The 16582-nt window shown below is 50.8% G+C and carries 13 protein-coding genes; 9 read left to right on the top strand and 4 right to left on the bottom strand.

Annotated features, from left to right (window positions below):
- The first annotated feature begins 99 nt into the window (after window positions 1–99).
- The 3 genes from AAE250_RS10170 to meaB all read left to right on the top strand — a co-directional run bounded on the left by AAE250_RS10170 (window position 100) and on the right by meaB (window position 2808).
- The gene (locus tag AAE250_RS10170) at window positions 100–342 is read left to right on the top strand and encodes a hypothetical protein (protein ID WP_294603402.1); all 243 of its coding nucleotides are present in this window, start codon (window positions 100–102) and stop codon (window positions 340–342) included.
- Between the two features lie 297 nt (window positions 343–639).
- A complete protein-coding gene (locus AAE250_RS10165; protein ID WP_294603399.1) occupies window positions 640–1710 on the top strand; it encodes a DUF1573 domain-containing protein in 1071 nt (356 codons plus the stop codon).
- 3 nt (window positions 1711–1713) lie between these two features.
- Entirely contained in the window at window positions 1714–2808 is a 1095-nt protein-coding gene (gene meaB, locus AAE250_RS10160; protein ID WP_294603397.1) for a methylmalonyl Co-A mutase-associated GTPase MeaB, read from the top strand.
- Window positions 2809–3007: 199 nt separating this feature from the next.
- Here meaB and AAE250_RS10155 read toward each other — a convergent pair whose 3' ends face one another.
- Window positions 3008–3919 (bottom strand): DMT family transporter, encoded by a 912-nt coding sequence (locus tag AAE250_RS10155; RefSeq protein ID WP_294598126.1) that lies wholly within the window; start codon window positions 3917–3919, stop codon window positions 3008–3010.
- Between the two features lie 118 nt (window positions 3920–4037).
- Here AAE250_RS10155 and AAE250_RS10150 point away from each other — a divergent pair, with 118 nt between their 5' ends.
- From AAE250_RS10150 to AAE250_RS10125, 6 genes are all read left to right on the top strand, one after another.
- Window positions 4038–5390 carry a hypothetical protein gene (locus AAE250_RS10150; protein WP_294598124.1) on the top strand — a complete coding sequence of 451 codons (1353 nt, stop codon included), beginning with the start codon at window positions 4038–4040 and terminating at the stop codon, window positions 5388–5390.
- Window positions 5365–6120: a sensor histidine kinase gene (locus tag AAE250_RS10145; RefSeq protein ID WP_294598122.1), complete on the top strand. Its 756-nt coding sequence runs from the start codon at window positions 5365–5367 to the stop codon at window positions 6118–6120. Before AAE250_RS10150 ends, AAE250_RS10145 begins: the two co-directional genes overlap by 26 nt.
- 72 nt (window positions 6121–6192) lie before the next feature.
- Window positions 6193–7017 carry an AAA family ATPase gene (locus AAE250_RS10140; RefSeq protein ID WP_294598120.1) on the top strand — a complete coding sequence of 275 codons (825 nt, stop codon included), beginning with the start codon at window positions 6193–6195 and terminating at the stop codon, window positions 7015–7017.
- 18 nt (window positions 7018–7035) lie between these two features.
- Window positions 7036–8040, top strand: coding sequence for a DUF4435 domain-containing protein (locus AAE250_RS10135; RefSeq protein WP_294598118.1), 1005 nt, complete (start codon window positions 7036–7038; stop codon window positions 8038–8040).
- A gap of 20 nt (window positions 8041–8060) precedes the next feature.
- Window positions 8061–9314, top strand: coding sequence for a mechanosensitive ion channel family protein (locus AAE250_RS10130; RefSeq protein ID WP_294598116.1), 1254 nt, complete (start codon window positions 8061–8063; stop codon window positions 9312–9314).
- A gap of 313 nt (window positions 9315–9627) precedes the next feature.
- On the top strand, window positions 9628–10062 hold the full coding sequence (locus tag AAE250_RS10125; protein WP_294598113.1) for an HU family DNA-binding protein: 435 nt from the start codon (window positions 9628–9630) through the stop codon (window positions 10060–10062).
- On the opposite strand, the gene AAE250_RS10120 is transcribed toward AAE250_RS10125, so the two are convergent.
- From AAE250_RS10120 to AAE250_RS10110, 3 genes are all read right to left on the bottom strand, one after another.
- Window positions 10059–11786 carry an ATP-binding protein gene (locus AAE250_RS10120; protein WP_294598145.1) on the bottom strand — a complete coding sequence of 576 codons (1728 nt, stop codon included), beginning with the start codon at window positions 11784–11786 and terminating at the stop codon, window positions 10059–10061. The genes AAE250_RS10125 and AAE250_RS10120 overlap by 4 nt on opposite strands.
- A 209-nt stretch (window positions 11787–11995) precedes the next feature.
- Entirely contained in the window at window positions 11996–13543 is a 1548-nt protein-coding gene (locus AAE250_RS10115) for a hypothetical protein (protein WP_294598111.1), read from the bottom strand.
- Between the two features lie 51 nt (window positions 13544–13594).
- Window positions 13595–16402 (bottom strand): TonB-dependent receptor, encoded by a 2808-nt coding sequence (locus AAE250_RS10110; RefSeq protein WP_294598109.1) that lies wholly within the window; start codon window positions 16400–16402, stop codon window positions 13595–13597.
- Window positions 16403–16582 lie beyond the last annotated feature (180 nt).

The raw sequence follows: 16582 nt of genomic DNA, 5'->3' as shown, positions 1-16582 counted from the left end.
TCGTGATGTCTTCATGTTAACATCCGTTGGTAATAGAGCTCCCGTGGCGCCTTCCCGTTAACTGCTGTTAGTAATTGAGCTCTCGTGGAGGTGAAATTGATGTCGGAAACCTCCACGGGAGCTCCGGTGGGGGTAAAATTGATGTCGGAAACCTCCGCGGGAGCTCCGGTGGAGGTAAAATTGATGTCGGAAACCTCCGCGGGAGCTCCGGTGGAGGTGAAATTGCTGTCGGACACCTCCGCGGGAACTCCGGTGCCCCCTGCCGACGTCTCGGTCGGCTCCGCCTGTGGCGCAGCCCCCTTCGGCGAATTATCATTTACTTCATTTCCGGACAGGTTATGAGCTAAATGGGAATTTAGCGGAGTATCTCAAATTCCTCCGCCTGAAAGGGGAGGTGCCCGTAGGGCGGAGGGGTCTTACATCCGCAGGGACTTATATATTGCAAAGTTACTCTCTGCTTATGCTAGACCCCCTCCCCCCTTCGGGGTACTCCCCCTTTCAGGCGGGAGAGTTTAGATAGTACTGCGAATCATTTCCCTCATCTCTGACAGGCTATGCCCTAAATTATCATTTATAGATTAGTTGGTACTCTCACCGAAAACCCCTATTTTTGTGCATCCTAATTTAGAAACAGAATAAATGAAACGTATCTTTATCACCCTATACGCCCTTGTCGCAGTGGTTTCGGCTCTCGTAGCACAGCCACGCTTCACCTCCAACACCGAGATGTACAGCTTCGGGCAGATTGAATGGAAACACCCCTCTACCGTGCAATACACCATCACCAACACCGGCGACCAACCCCTGGTGCTGACCGAAGTAGAGCCCGACTGCGCCTGCTCCGTAGCCCAATGGACCAAGACTCCCATCGCCCCGGGTGCCAAAGGTACCGTCAGCGTCACTTTCGATGCCAAGGCACTGGGACATTTCCAGAAATCTGTCGCCATCTACACCAACGCCCAGCCCCATCTCGTTTATCTGAAGTTCAACGGTGAGGTGGTGCAGGAAATTAAAGACTTCAGCAAGACTCATCCTTACCTCATCGGACAGATACGCCTCGACCGGAACAGCCTCGACTTCCCCGACATGCAGCACGGCGAACAGCCCGTCATCCATATCGGCGTTGTCAACCTCTCCGATCGTCCCTACGAGCCCGTCCTCATGCATCTGCCCCCCTACCTGCAAATGGAAGTCAAGCCCAACGTTCTGCAGAAAGGCGAGCGCGGTGTCATCACCCTCACCCTGAACTCCGAGAAGCTGACCGACCTGGGATTGACCCAAGCCTCCGTCTACCTGGCACGCTTTGCCGGCGACAAAGTAGGCGATGAAAACGAAATACCCGTTTCCGCCATCCTCTTGCCCGACTTCTCGGGAATGACCGCGACGGAAAAAGCCAACGCTCCTGCCATCCAGCTGTCCGCCACCAATATCGATATGAGTCCGATACTGGCCAAGAAATCGAAGGCACGCCAAGACATTACTATCACCAACACCGGACGCTCTCCTTTGCAGATCAGCAAGCTCCAGGTGTTCCATCCAGCCGTGGGAGCCAACCTCAAGAAGAGCATCCTGCAACCCGGCGAAAGCACCCGTCTGCGCGTCACGGTGGATAAGAAGAGCATCGGCAAGAAGCGCCGCCATCTGCGTCTGTTGATCATTACCAACGACCCGATGCAACCCAAAGTAGAGATAAACATCAAAGCAGAATAAACCATGGAACATCCCGAAAATAACGAAGCCTACAAAGGCTTGGTTGTCAATGCAGGCATTGAGCAACCGTCGTCTGTCAACCCCTATCTGAAGCGTAGCAAGAAGCGCGAACTCTCCGTAGCCGACTATGTGGAAGGTATTGTGAAGGGCGATGTCACGGTGCTGAGTCGCGCCGTCACGCTGGTAGAAAGCGTAAAGCAGGATCACCAGGCCATAGCGCAGGAGGTGATAGAAAAGTGTCTGCCCTATTCGGGCAACTCCATCCGTATCGGCATCAGTGGTGTGCCGGGCGCAGGCAAGAGTACCTCTATCGACGTATTCGGCCTGCACGTGCTCGAGAAATACGACGGCAAACTTGCCGTCCTCGCCATCGACCCCAGTAGCGAACGCAGCAAGGGTAGCATACTGGGCGACAAGACCCGTATGGAGAAACTTTCCGTCCATCCCAAATCATTCATTCGTCCCAGCCCCTCGGCCGGTTCATTGGGTGGCGTGGCACGCAAGACGCGCGAAACGATTGTGCTTTGCGAAGCTGCCGGATTCGATAAGATATTCGTCGAGACCGTAGGCGTAGGCCAGAGCGAGACTGCCGTGCACTCCATGGTAGACTTCTTCCTGTTGATTCAGCTTGCCGGCACGGGCGACGAACTGCAAGGCATCAAGCGCGGCATCATGGAAATGGCCGACGGCATCGTCATCAACAAAGCCGACGGCGACAACCTGGAACGTGCCAAGCTGGCCGCCTCTCAGTTCCGCAACGCCCTGCACCTCTTCCCCGCTCCCGAAAGCGGCTGGACCCCGCAGGTACTTACCTATTCCGGTTTCTACAACCTCGGCGTGAAGGAAGTTTGGGACATGGTGTACAAGTACATCGACTTTGTAAAAGAGAACGGCTACTTCGAATACCGCCGTAACGAGCAAAGCAAATACTGGATGTACGAAACCATCAACGAGCAGCTTCGCGACAGCTTCTACCACAATCCTGCCATCGAAGCCATGCTGGCCGATAAAGAAAACCAGGTACTGCAAGGCAATCTCACCTCGTTCGTAGCAGCCAAGAAATTGCTGGATACTTATTTTGCAGAACTGAAGAAATAAATGGGAATTTAGGGAGTATCTCAAATTCCTCCGCCTGAAAGGGGAGGTGCCCGTAGGGCGGAGGGGTTTCACATCCGAAGGGACTTGCACAAAGTTACTTTCTATTTATGTAAGACCCCTCCGCCCGCAAGCGGGCACCTCCCCTTTCAGGCGGAGGAGTTTGAGATACACTTGTTATCACACGCCCCTAAATTATCATTTAGACTTCTTTCCCCTCCTTCTCAAAATCCTTTCTCGACTTACTCTGCGTCACAATATATACCCCCAGGAACACCAGCGCTATAGCTATTCCCTTCTCCATGTTGAATACTCCCAAGCCTAAGATGATAGCCACTGTTGAGGCAACAATCGGTTGCATATAGTTGTACATGCTCACTACCGTGGGGCGTAGCAGCCTTTGTGCCGTCATGATGCAGATATACGCCAGGAAGCTGCCACCCACTACTACATATCCTGCTTGCAGCAGTGCTGCCGTAGAAATCCCGTTCCACTCTATGCCCGCTACATCATGATAAGAGAACGGTATGTAGCACATCGATGCATACACAAACATCCACTTGTTCAGCGTCACGGGCGAGTACTTCTGCGACAACCCTTTGAACACCGTCAGGTAGATGGAGAAACTGATTTGTGCTACCAGGCAAAGCAAATCGCCGATGAGGCTACCACCACCGCTACCCGCACTCTGGCTGCTTATGATTAGTATCAGCGCACCCATAGCTCCTACAAAGATACCCAGCACCTTCTTGTTCGTAACGGGCTCTTTCAGATAGAGCGCCGCCACAATCATGGTGACGATGGGCAGCGTCGTAGTCACAATGGAAGCATCGATGGGAGAGGTGAGGGACAGTCCGAAGATATAAACCCCTTGATTGAACACCAGTGCGAAGAGCGAAGCGAAGAATATCTTCAGCATATCCCGGTGGTCCACCTGTTCGCGCTTGCAGAACAGGGAAAGCAACCAGAAGCATGCTGCCGCTCCCACCATGCGGAAAGTGGTAACTGATAACGCAGAGAACTCGGCCAAAGCCGACTTGCCGATAGGGGCCATCAAGCCCCATAAAATGTTTGCAGTAAGGGCGAAGAGATGCCCTTGTACGTTTTTGTTCATTACAGTCTTTTTTGTTTGAAACGGCGGCAAAGGTAACTAATTTGCAAATAAACTTGCTCTTACCTTCAATTTATTCTATATTTGCAACAAAGTGGCAAGCTTTACAAACCGTCCGGATATGAAATACTATTTGATAAGAAGCATAGCAACTGCGTGGTTGATACTTCTCTGCCTGCAAAGCGGTGATGCCCGGGAAATCAATGTCGATCAAACTAAAAAGGATCTGCTGGAGACACTGCAAAATGGTGCCGTTGATAAGCGGCGGCAGATGGAACTGTATGTCGACCTCTATGACTTGTCCGACGATGAGACCGGCAAGCTTGCCTATATCAAGAAAGCCTTGGAACTTGCCGTCCGGCAAAAAGATCAGACCTACATTTTTGAAACACTTGACATCCTTTGCCGTGATTACAAAGACGATGCCGATTCCTTGCGCTACTATTGGCGGATGGGAGAAGAGCATCTGAAGGGACCCTATAAGGACTTCTATATGGCATGGCTCAAGGCTTTTCCCTCTGTTTGCAAGATGGACGAGGCCGACGAAGCTGACGAAGCAAACGAGGAGATTGCACGGTATAAGCAACATGAAGCAAATCTTTCGGACAAGTCGCAGGAAGTGCAGTGGGAGATGATTCTTTGTTCGGCAATGGAGTGCGTCAGTTACTTTGCACCGTCTGTGACCAGTGCGGAAGACCGTATCACTCATCTGCAAAATATTCATCAACTGGTTCGTGACTTGCCTTTTGAAGTCAGCTATAAGTTCGACTGGTATTACCTGACCCGCATTGAGTACCTGCTCCGTGCCGAAGGAAAGACCGATGAAACAGTAAAAGCTGTGGAGGCTCTCGAGCAGTTGGAGCAACTGTACGACAATCAGTTCGAATTACCTTTTTATAAGCGTCGCGTTTACCTCCGTAACCGCAGTCGCGAAGCACTGCGTATGGGCGTCTACAGTGAGCTGCTTTACTTCGGAGACGTTATCGGCAGAGAAAGAATGGACGAAGTCTACGCCCGAATGAAGGCATACTATCAAGACGAGGCCCCGGAAAGCACCAAAGACATGCTTCTGCCTTCTTCGTTCCGCTACTACTTTTATACCCGGCAGTACGACCTTGCCATGCAGACAGTCGATAAGTTGCTGGCGCAGACAGACACGACCGACAGGAACAGGAGGACTGAACTGTTGGCAAAGAAAATCAATCTGATCACCCAGTGGAAACAGCACTACAAAGAAGGCTTCGATGCCTTTTGGGAATATACGAGCCTGATGGAAGACAGTCATGTGGAAGAAACCAACAAGCAACTGGCAGAAATGCGCTCATTGTTCGAAGTAGACAAACTAAAGATAGAACAAGCCGAGCTCCAGACACGCTATCACCGCATAGCTCTTGTTGTACTTATTGTCTTGCTGCTGATTTTCCTGCTATGGCCTCTACCAATATCGGTTGACGAAACGGCTGAAGGCAACTAAAGAGGCATTGATCCTGTCGAACAAGAAAGTGGCCGAGGAAAGTGAGCGTGCCAAGGCAAGCGACCGTATGAAGACGGAATTCCTCCAGTCCATGTGCCACGAGATACGCACCCCGCTGAATGCCATTTGCGGTTTCAGTACCTTACTGCTGAATGAAGACCTGAGCCGGGAAGACAAAGAAGAATTTCCGGCCATCATTGAAAAGAACTCCAACCAGCTGACCGAACTGTTTGAGGATATCCTGCAAGTGTCGGATTTGAGCAGTTCATTGGAATTGTTCCCTATGGAGCGGGTAGATGTATTGCCGGTTTGCGTAGAGATTCTCGATGCATGCAGGGATAGATCAAAGAACCCTGCCATCGCTTACGTTTTTGAATCCGCATTGGATAAATGCCCCGTAACGACGAATGTTCAATATCTGCAACGTGTTGTAGAGCACCTCTTGAGCAATGCGGCGAAGTTTACCACTACCGGCATCATCCGCATAAGCCTGGCAGTTGTCGAGGGAAAAGTCCGTATTGCCGTGAGCGATACAGGCATCGGTATCCCGGCGGAGAAGGCCGAATATATCTTCGACCGTTTCACCAAGTTGGATGATTTCATGCCGGGCACCGGATTGGGGCTCTACTCCTGCCGTCTCATTATCACCCGTCTGGGTGGCTCCATTTATCTTGATACCTCTTATCACGACGGTGCATGTTTCTGCATCGATTTGCCGGGCGAAGCATGATTTTTCCATCCGGCGGGCGGGATATCTGATATTATCGCGTATATTTGCTTTTGATTTTTAAAGTGAGAAACTATGGAAGTACAAGCCAATTACATCAAACGTATCGAAATACACGGATTGTGGCATCGGTACGATATTGCCTGGGATTTGCGTCCCGACGTCAATATACTTTCCGGCATCAACGGAGTGGGGAAGACCACTATCCTGAACCGCTCGGTCAACTACCTGGAACAGACCTCCGGCCAAGTGAAGAGCGACGAGAAGAACGGCGTGCACGTCTTCTTCGACAATCCGGCGGCCACCTTCATCCCTTACGATGTAATCCGCAGCTACGACCGTCCTCTCATCATGGGCGACTTCACCGCCCGCATGGCCGACCCCGAAGTGAAGTCCGAACTGGACTGGCAGCTCTACCTCCTGCAACGCCACTATCTGGACTACCAGGTGAACATCGGCAACAAGATGATAGAATTGCTCAACGGAGACGAAGAGCAGCGCAGCCTGGCATCCTCACTGTCCATTCCCAAGCGTAAGTTTCAGGACATGATGGACGAACTCTTCAGCTATACCCGCAAAAAGATAGACCGCAAGAGCAACGAAATCGTCTTCTACCAGGACGGCGAACGGTTGCCGCCCTATAAACTCTCTTCCGGTGAGAAGCAGATGCTGGTAATCCTGCTCACCGTGCTGGTGCGCGACGGCGACCATTGCGTCCTCTTCATGGACGAGCCGGAAGCCTCCCTGCACATCGAGTGGCAACAGAAGCTCATCGGCATGATACGCGAATTGAATCCCAATCTTCAACTCATCCTCACCACCCACTCGCCCGCCGTCATCATGGAAGGCTGGCTGGATGCAGTGACGGAAGTGGAAGAGATTTCTACCAATATAAAATAGAGTGATGAGGTGATAACTATGGCAACCTCTTTAAAACATAATCTCACTTCAGCCTATCTGGATGCTGCCCGCAAGCTTTCGCCGAAGAGGGCTCGCCGGCGCATTGTGGCGTATGTGGAAAGTTATGATGACATTGCTTTCTGGCGGACGCTGCTGTCGGAGTTCGAGAACGAGGAGCGTTACTTCCAGGTGATGCTTCCTTCCTCCACCTCCCTGGCCAAAGGCAAGAAAATGGTGCTGATGAATACGCTGAACACAGCCGAGTTAGGGCGTAGCCTGATAGCTTGTGTAGACAGCGACTACGACCTCTTGCTGCAAGGTGCCACCAATGTATCCCGTAAGATAAATCGGAATCCCTATATCTTCCAGACTTATGGCTATGCCATCGAGAACTTCCACTGCTTTGCCGACAGTCTTCACGAGGTTTGTGTGCAGGCTACGCTGAACGACCGTTCCATACTGGACTTCCCAGCCTTCTTGAAACGCTACTCGCAGATAGCCTACCCGCTGTTCCTGTGGAACGTATGGTTCTACCGCCAGCGCGATACGCATACTTTCCCGATGTACGACTTCAATGCCTGCGTGCGTTTGCGGGAGGTCAATGTCCGCCATCCCTACCACAGCCTGGACGAGATGCAGCAGACGGTATCGGCCAAACTCTCCGAACTGCGGGCCCGCTTTCCGCAATATATAGACCGGGTGGAGCGCCTGGGCAAGGAGTTGGAACGGTTGGGGCTGACGCCCGATACCACTTACCTTTATATACAAGGCCATCACATCATGGATTGTGTGGTCTTGAAGGTGCTTACTCCCGTCTGTACGGTGCTGCGTCGTGAGCGGGAAGAGGAAATCAAGCGTCTGGCCGAACATAACGAGCAGTTCCGCAATGAGCTGACGGGTTATGAAAACAGTCAGGTCAATGTTTCCCTGATGCTGAAGAAAAACAGCGGTTACAAGAACCTTTATCTGTATCAGTGGTTGAGAGAGGATATTGAGGAATTCCTGGGGAGAGAGAAGTTGTAGTTAAATGATAAATTAGACTTATGGAAATATTGAAGAACATTGATGAGTTTTTGATTTCTTTGGGAGTATCTCCTTCTTGGGCAGATAGGCTCGACCAGTTCATTGCTTTTGCACTAATCCTTATCGTAACTTTTATAGCCGATGCCGTATGCCGCAACATCCTGCTGAAAGCAGTAGCCCACTTGGTGAAGCAGACGAAGGCAACCTGGGACGATATCGTCTTCGACCGCAAAGTGATGGTACACCTCAGCCGCATGGTGGCTCCCATTATTATTTATATCTTTATTCCCATTGCATTTGCGGAAACAAGCCAGACCACTGTGGGCTTCATACAGCGCATGTGTCTCATTTATCTCATCATCACTTTTCTGAGTTTCATCAACTCCTTTCTGAAAGCCATCTATACGGTGTATAGCGAGAAAGAGCAATTCCGCAACCGCCCGTTGAAGGGAATGCTGCAAACTGTGCAAGTCGTTCTTTGGTTTGTGGGCGCTATCATCGTAGTCAGCATTCTTATCAATAAGTCGCCTGTCTCTCTGTTGGCAGGCTTGGGTGCTTCCGCAGCCATCCTGATGCTGGTCTTCAAGGACAGCATCATGGGCTTTGTCTCCGGCGTACAGCTCTCCGCCAACGACATGCTGAAGGTGGGAGACTGGATTGCCATGCCCAAGTATGGCGCCGACGGTACAGTGATAGAAGTAACCCTGAACACCGTCAAGGTGCGCAACTGGGACAACACCATCACCACCATTCCCCCTTACCTGCTCGTCAGCGATTCCTTCCAGAACTGGCGCGGTATGCAGGAGAGTGGCGGGCGTCGTGTGAAGCGCAGCATCAATATCGACATGACCAGCGTTAAGTTCTGCACTCCGGAGATGCTGGCTAAATATCGCAAGATACTCCTGCTGAAGGACTACGTTGAAAAGACGGAGCAAGTGATAAAAGACTATAATGAGGAACACGACATCGACAACTCCATCCTCGTCAACGGTCGCCGCCAGACCAACCTGGGCGTATTCCGCGCATATCTTACCGCCTACTTGAAGAGCCGCCCCGACATCAACCAGGGGCTGACCTGCATGGTGCGCCAATTGCAACCTACCGATCACGGCATCCCGATGGAACTTTACTTCTTCTCTGCCATCAAGGAGTGGGTGCCATACGAAGGTGTGCAGGCCGATGTTTTCGACCATGTGCTGGCCATTATTCCGGAGTTCGACTTGCAGGTGTTCCAGTCACCGTCGGGCAGGGATTTCCAGCGGGCGCTGTCTTGAAACGGTTTCCGGCGTTCACCCCATTCCTTTTCTTGCCCATTAAAGTCCTATACTTATTGCATTTCTCCCCAGGACTTAGTACCTTTGAGTCGTATACTGTGAGGGCAGAACATCCCCGCCTTTTCCCAGAAAACACCCGGATGTTTTGGGGTAAAACATCCCCATCTTTTACCTGAAAAGATCCCCATCTTTTGGGGTAAAACATCCGGGTCTTTTAGCCTCTCGATCGTAATGTGTGAGGGGTAAAGGTATGGACTGTTGGGGGCTAGGTCCTTATGTTTGCCGTGCAGAACAATAAAATGAAAGAACAACTATGGCAATGAATTATGTGGTCCGCAAGAAGGTGGACAAGAGTGGAGACAAGGAAGTGGTGCGCTACTATGCCGCATCCAAAGTGGTTCAACCCGAACCGGTGAGCAACGAAGAGATAGCCAGACGTCTGGCCGAAGTAAGTTCCTTGCAGGCGGGCGATGCTTACTCTGTGCTGGTACAGCTACCGGACGTGATAGCCGATTTCCTGGCAAGCGGCCGCACCGTGAATATCAAAGGTTTGGGTAACTTCTTTCCTGCCATGACCAGCGAACCGGTGGAGCGGATAGAAGATTGCACCGCAGACAAGGTGCGCATCACACGCATCTGCTTCCGGGCATCCAAGGAGTTCATGGCGCGCATCTACCGCTATCTGGATTTATTCAGCATGCAGGTGCACGACTTGAAGAAGGAACTGAAGAAACAAAAGAAGGCTTAACCGACTTCTTCCATCCTCTTCAATTCGTGTCCGCGAAATTGCATCACGATGCAGTGCAGGGTGGTGTGCTGTATCAGCTGTTTTACGCGCGGGCCTTCGGCATATCCTTTGATTTGCGTCACTGCTTCCTGCCATTGTGCTTCGGCTTTTGCCTCCGTATCTTTGGTAGAAAGGTATTTCAGTTCTATGATGTAGCTGTGTGCCACTTCGTAGTGTTGCAGGTCGGGCATCAGGAAGAGGTCGCAGAAACCATGATTCAGTTCCACTTCCGGTGCCAGCAGGTAGTAGGCGTTTATGCTGAGGTAGGCGGTGAAGAAGCCTTGGATGTTGCGTTCGCCCTCGATGGCACTACGCACGGAGGAGTTCTCTTTATAGGCGTGGGCGATGGCTTCCAGGGATTCGCGCCAATGGCCGTCGTAGGCCATGTCGTAGAACATCAGACCTAAATTATTGAGGCTGATGTAGCGGTTGGTTTGGTATTCTTCCAACATGTATTCATAATACTGCTTGCGCACGTTGTTGTTGGGAATGCTCAATACCAGATAACTTCCGCGGCGTGCGGTGATGGTCAGCATGCCATAGTAGAAGAGCAGGCTGGGGAATATCTCGGGATTGGCAATCTCGGCGGCGGGGAAGGTGTTGAATAAGGTTGTAACGATCTCCCCTTCTTCGGCGATTTTGCGCAACACGCCCTTGCGGTCACCATCCAGTTTGTCCAGTTGGATGAGCTTCTTCATCTTGTTGTAGTCCGTGCGGGTGTTGGGGTCGATCATTTCTTTGGGAGGCCTGCCCAAGTTTATGTAGTTGCGCAGGTAATAGAGCACCATGTCACAGTTGAACATCTTAGGATCGCAATCCAGACTCTCTTCTGCGAAGCAGTAGTTGTCATACCATGGTTTCATTTCCCGAATCATCGCCTCGATGTCTGCATCAGCCGGTAACTGCTCTGCATCTTTGTAATATTGGAACATCTCACGTACATCCGTCTCACTGAATCCCAGCATCATGTTGAATTGAGGCTCGGTACTGATGTTCCAGCCGATGTTGAATCCGCTGGTCAAGTCGTCCAATGTGACGGGGCTGACGCCGGTCATGAAGATATGCTCGAACATGCCTTTGAACTTTTTGAACACTTCGCGGTAGAAACCGCTGGCATGGGTCAGGGCATGGTAGACTTCTTCTCCCTGTTCGTTGAGGAAGATGTTGGTGAAGTTGTCGTATTCGTCGATGATGAGGTAGAGCCTTGCATGGTAATTCAGCGCCTGCATGTTCAGGAAGTTCAGTTTGTTGTTGGAGCCGGTCTGCTGCTTCATGTCGGCGGCAAAGCCGGGATAGTAGTAGGGTTCGTAGATGAAGGCGAAGTTGTTCATCACCAGGCAGCAGTAATCATCGAAGTTCTTGGAAAGGTCGTTGTCCATGCCGCCGATGCGGGAGAAATCCATATATACGATCTGGAACTTCCCTTGCAAGGGTGTGGGGCAGCTTCCTATCCATAAGTTGCCGAAGCGGCTCTCGAACTCCTCTTTCTGAGCGATGTCGTAGTAGGGGCGGAGCATGCTCAGGAAGATGCTCTTGCCGAAGCGGCGCGGACGGATAAAGAACAGATTGTTGGGTTGCTGCTCCAGCAGGGGGAGGTACATGGTTTTGTCTACGTAATACTGGTTCTGCTCCACTACCTCTACAAAGTTGGAGACACCGTAGGGGATTTCTTTTACATTTTCCATCATCGCTTTTCTTTTTATTTACCTTCTGTAGAAGAGAGGATGTGACAAAAGTAACTCTTTCCTGTTGAAAGAACAAAAGAACAGAGGGGAAAGTTGCAGGAAGGTGTGGAAGGAAAGTGAGGGCTGTTTGCTTACGGAAATAGAAAAGCAGCCTGCATCATGACCGAAGTCGTGCAGGCTGCTCTTGCTTTAATAGAAGCTTCAGGTAATTAATATACTGTATTCTGCGGATCGAAGTTCGTCCAGCCTTCCAGCCAGTTGTCGCTGGCATCCTTGAAGGCACCGATGTAACCGCCGTTGCCGTCGGAGATAATTGCGCTCGGGCAGTAGTTCTGACCGGTCTTCATCGGGTCGGTCAGGCCGAGGGCTGCTTCTTCCATTATTTGGTTGTTGATGGAGTTGCTGTAGGTAGTACCGAACGTGCCGTCGTTTACAAAGAACTCGTGAGAGAAGGATACGCGGCTGGCATCTGCGATGGTCTTGCCATCGGTAGACAGATGGTCTTCATAGATTTTGTTACCGTCAGAGCCAACTACACCCATACCTGCAAAGACGATGTTCTTCAGCGTAAACAGACCATCTTTGGCATACTTGGGAGTACTACCCTTCTCACCGTCTACAATCAGGCCGATAGGATAACCTACTGCCAAAACATTCTCTACATTCAGCTTGCTGCTGCGGCGTATCTGCATGGCCGATTGGAATTTACCCAGTGTTGGGTTAGACTTGTCAAGGTCGGTCGGAGCAAGACCGCCACCGTTGATGTAATCTGCTGTATTTTGGAAATCTGCATTCTTAGCCGTTGCCGGTCCAATGAAGGTCACGTGCTTGAAGGTAGCAGTAGTAAACGGTTCTGTTTCCGCACCGCTTGCATTATTGTCACTTTCGAAACCGTTGCTCTGTGATGTATCTGCGATACGTGGGTCGCGGATAGACAGACAGTATTCTACGTTGCCGCTGAAGCCGTTGTCTGTATCAAATTCGTCATCCCAACCTTTGTAAGCTACCAGGTATTTGTAGTTTGCAGATCCGCCAAACCATTCGTAAGAATCGTCGCAAGAATAAGATACCTGCAAGTGGTCGATTGTAGTGCCACTACCTACGGAACCGAAGGTGATACCATTGATCTCCTGGTCTTTCTCGAACGGATAGCCGGCAAACTCTACGCGTATGTATTGGTATATACCCGAATTGTCTGCATCGTCATTACCGCCGTGAGTAGTTCTCGGGCCACCTTCGATGGCTTTGTTTCCTTCGTTATTCTTTGCTTTACCGCAGATAATCAATCCACCCCAGTCACCTGGCTTGCGTTTGCCCGGTTCTTGTTCGGAAGTCATCACTACCGGTTCGTTCTTGGTTCCTATGATTTCGGCATATCCACCCGGTTCGATGATGAGGGCTGCTTTGGTGTCGCGGTCACCTTTGATGATGGTCCCTGCCGGAATGCGCAATTTGGCACCTGCGCTTACATATACCCAGCCTTTCAGCAGGTAAGTGCCTTTGGTCAGTGTCACGTCACCGGTGAATTCAAAATTCTGGTCACCGTTACCCAACTCGGTTCCTTTATTGAACAAGATGCCGGTACTGGAGGCTGTTGTTCCTTTGTAGGTTACTTCAGGATCTTTGAGATCATCTCCTCCGTCTCCGCCGCCGTTGTTGTTATCGTCGTCGCTGGAACATGCGGTCATCAGACCTCCCATTGCAATGGCTGCACACATCATGAGTGTCCAACCAAACTTTCTAATTTCAATTTTCATACTTCTTAGTTTTTGGAACTTGTTTTCTTAAACTGTTAGTCTCGATATATATTAAAAGCTATAACCTATTGTCAAGTTGTAGTTGCGTCCCGGTTTGTAGCTGCGGGTCACTTCCTCGATGGTGCGTGCCTGCCCGTTCACCTTCACATCTTCAAATTGCTTGAAGTAGTAGCGCTCGGCAAGCAGGTCGCGTATGGCAGCCTTGATTTCCAACTTTCCCCACTTCTTGCTTAGTGAGAGGTCGATGGAGTTGCGCGGCATTTCGTACGAGTTGGGGATGTTTCGTGCATCGCCCTCGGAGGAGCTTCCGTAGCGGTTGCCCACGCCGATGATGCGCTTGCCGATGCGGTTGTAGAGCACGGCGGCATTCCAGCCACTCTCCGTATTGTTGTAGAAAAGGCCGAGGTTGATGAGGTAGGGGGACTGTCCCTGCATGGGACGGTCGATGTTGTTGGTACCTTCATTGAACTGTACCTTGCTCTTGATCCAGGCGCCGTTGAAGCTGAGGCTGAAGTTTCTCATGCCGATGAAGTCGAGGTTCTTGCGGATATCCACTTCTACGCCATAGTTATTAGCGCCTTTGGCATTGAGATAAGAGTAAAGGGGATTGGTGCCGCCCGTCATGGTGTAGGTCCATTCGATGGGGTTTTCGAAATGCTTGTAGAACAGGGCCACTGATATTTGTTCGCCGTTGCTGGGATACCATTCATAGCGTAAATCAACGTTCTGTATGTAGGCTGCTTTCAAGTCTGCATTGCCCAGCACGCCACTGCCCAGGTCGAAGTCATAATAGACCGAAGTGGAGAGTTCGCGGAACTCGGGACGGTTTACCGACTTGCCGTAGGCCAGGCGGAGTTGGTGCTTCTCGTTCAGCTTGTAGGTGGCATTTACGGAGGGAAACAGATCCTTGTAATCGTAGAAGGTACTGCGTTTACTCTCTTCGCCTTGCTTGGTGTTCATTATCAGTTCCTGACGGTCGTACTCGTAGCGGACACCGGCATAGATGCTGAAAGCACTGATGGGAACATTGATGCCGACGTAGCCGGAGAGTTGCGTATTCTTACCTTCGTAGTTATTCATGTAGTTGATGTCCTCTTTCATATATATCTTGTCGACACCGTAGTTAGAGTCAATTAGGATATTGTGGACCACATCCTCATCGTACTCAAAGTCTTTGGGCAGTGTGTTGGTAGGGTTCCAGAAATACCTGAGGACACGTGTATTGTAGGTACGTGTGCGGTATTCGCCGTAGAAACCGGCCTTGAGGCTGGGGGCTATCTCGCCCAACTGGAAGTCGTGGCGATAGTTGGCGTTGGCCGAAGCGATGTGTTCGTCCAACTTGATGAACTCGCGGCTGACGTCGCTGAGAGCCATTGCGCCGTTCCGGTCATCGCGTTCGATGAGGCGGCGGTCGGGCAGATTACGGTTGGCATACGCATAGCCCACGCTCCAATCGAAACTGTCGTTGTTGGCAAAGGTATGCTTACCGGTGAACTGTGTATTGTAAGTGGTCCGGGTGGAGTAGTAATATTCCATGGTGTTAATCTCATCCGGCTGTGCGTTGAAGCCGACACGTTCCGAGTAGCGGTCTTTGGCTATCTGGTTGAAGATGTTTTTCCACTCGTAGCGGTGGTTGGTGCTCCGGGGTTGGAAGGTGAAGTTGAGCAGGGCACCCAGACGGACATCATTGCTATACTGATTATCTGTGGCCTTACGCATGAAGACTTGCTTGTCGTTGGTGGTGTCGTATGGGCCGTAGAGCGAGTTCTCCATGTCGAGATAAGTTTTGTAGGTATTGCTGTAGTTCACGGCAGCCAGCATGCCGAGGATGCGTCCGCTTTCCATTTCCCAGCGCCGATTGTAGCTGAGGTTCAACTTCAAGTCTCCAATGGGTTTCTTGTTTTTCACTGTCCAGTCGTTGTTCAGTCCGTTGTTCAGGATGTCCATGGGAGGGTTTTTGGCACTTTCTTGGTTTGGATAGGGATTTAACTTTCCCTTCATCCCGGCGTTCAGGTTACGGAATCCGTCACCGAAGCCCAGCCAATCCATGCTACTGCCCCGACTGTGAAGGAAGTCCTTGAAGTGCGTCTGGTCATTGATGCTGGTTCCTACGGAGATGTTGAAGCTATTGCTGCCGGGCATATCCTTGGTGTTTATCAGGATAAATCCTCCGGTGAAGTCGGCCGGATATTCCGGTGCGGGACTCTTGATGATGACCATGTTGTCGAGTTGCGAGGAGGGGATGATGTCGAACGAGAAGGCGCGTGAGTCGGCTTCGGAACTGGGCACGGCGCTACCGTTCATCCATACGTTGTTATATCGCTGAGATAATCCGCGCACCATCACGAACTTCTCGTCGATAATGGAGACGCCCGGCACACGCTTGATGACTTCGGATGCATCCTTATCCTGCGTTTTGGCTATCTGCTGGGCGGATACACCGCTCTGCACCACGAGGCTGCGGCGTTGTTCCTGCATCAGGGCTATTTCATTGTTCTTCTTGGCAACGGCGGTGACGGAGACCTCTCCCAGCGACTGTGCGTCGCTTTCCATTTCGAAGTTCAGCGTGATGCCTGCTTGGGTTACTTTCACGCCCGGCATTGTTATATCTTTATATCCTATATATTTCACGGCCAGCGTATAGGTGCCGTTATTGAGGTCCAGCGAATAATTTCCGTCCATGTCTGCCACGGCGCCTTGGGTTGTACCGACGATTTGTACAGTAGCTCCCGTCAGTGGCTCTCGGGTTTGCTTGTCTGTAATGGTTCCTTTGATGTTTCCGGCAAAGGCAGCCATCGTAGAGAGGGTAAGTAATAAAATAAGGAATAGAATCTTTCCTAAATCTAATTTCATGCTCATCTTTTATATACGTTTCTTAATTCGCTGCAAAGATGAGGCAATCATGTTACGGAGGCAATACGTCTGGCATACGTTTCTTTTTCATAAGCGTTACGAATTTGTTACTTGATTTAACAAGTGTATTGCGGCGACTTTGCAATGATATCATAAAAAAGAAATACTAAGAATTGCTTATTGGAG

It is taken from the genome of Bacteroides sp. GD17, from assembly GCF_038448625.1.
Classification (GTDB): Bacteria; Bacteroidota; Bacteroidia; order Bacteroidales; family Bacteroidaceae; genus Bacteroides.
This window is presented reverse-complemented; position numbering and strand designations above follow the sequence as displayed.

Excerpts from the sequence above, each read along its gene's own strand:
- AAE250_RS10140 (WP_294598120.1), top strand. The coding sequence starts at position 6,193 with ATGGAAGTACAAGCCAATTACATCAAACGTATCGAAATACACGGATTG.
- AAE250_RS10125 (WP_294598113.1), top strand. The coding sequence starts at position 9,628 with ATGGCAATGAATTATGTGGTCCGCAAGAAGGTGGACAAGAGTGGAGAC.
- AAE250_RS10115 (WP_294598111.1), bottom strand. The coding sequence starts at position 13,543 with ATGAAAATTGAAATTAGAAAGTTTGGTTGGACACTCATGATGTGTGCA.
- meaB (WP_294603397.1), top strand. The coding sequence starts at position 1,714 with ATGGAACATCCCGAAAATAACGAAGCCTACAAAGGCTTGGTTGTCAAT.
- AAE250_RS10120 (WP_294598145.1), bottom strand. The coding sequence starts at position 11,786 with ATGGAAAATGTAAAAGAAATCCCCTACGGTGTCTCCAACTTTGTAGAG.
- AAE250_RS10130 (WP_294598116.1), top strand. The coding sequence starts at position 8,061 with ATGGAAATATTGAAGAACATTGATGAGTTTTTGATTTCTTTGGGAGTA.
- AAE250_RS10170 (WP_294603402.1), top strand. The coding sequence starts at position 100 with ATGTCGGAAACCTCCACGGGAGCTCCGGTGGGGGTAAAATTGATGTCG.
- AAE250_RS10135 (WP_294598118.1), top strand. The coding sequence starts at position 7,036 with ATGGCAACCTCTTTAAAACATAATCTCACTTCAGCCTATCTGGATGCT.
- AAE250_RS10155 (WP_294598126.1), bottom strand. The coding sequence starts at position 3,919 with ATGAACAAAAACGTACAAGGGCATCTCTTCGCCCTTACTGCAAACATT.
- AAE250_RS10150 (WP_294598124.1), top strand. The coding sequence starts at position 4,038 with ATGAAATACTATTTGATAAGAAGCATAGCAACTGCGTGGTTGATACTT.
- AAE250_RS10165 (WP_294603399.1), top strand. The coding sequence starts at position 640 with ATGAAACGTATCTTTATCACCCTATACGCCCTTGTCGCAGTGGTTTCG.
- AAE250_RS10110 (WP_294598109.1), bottom strand. The coding sequence starts at position 16,402 with ATGAGCATGAAATTAGATTTAGGAAAGATTCTATTCCTTATTTTATTA.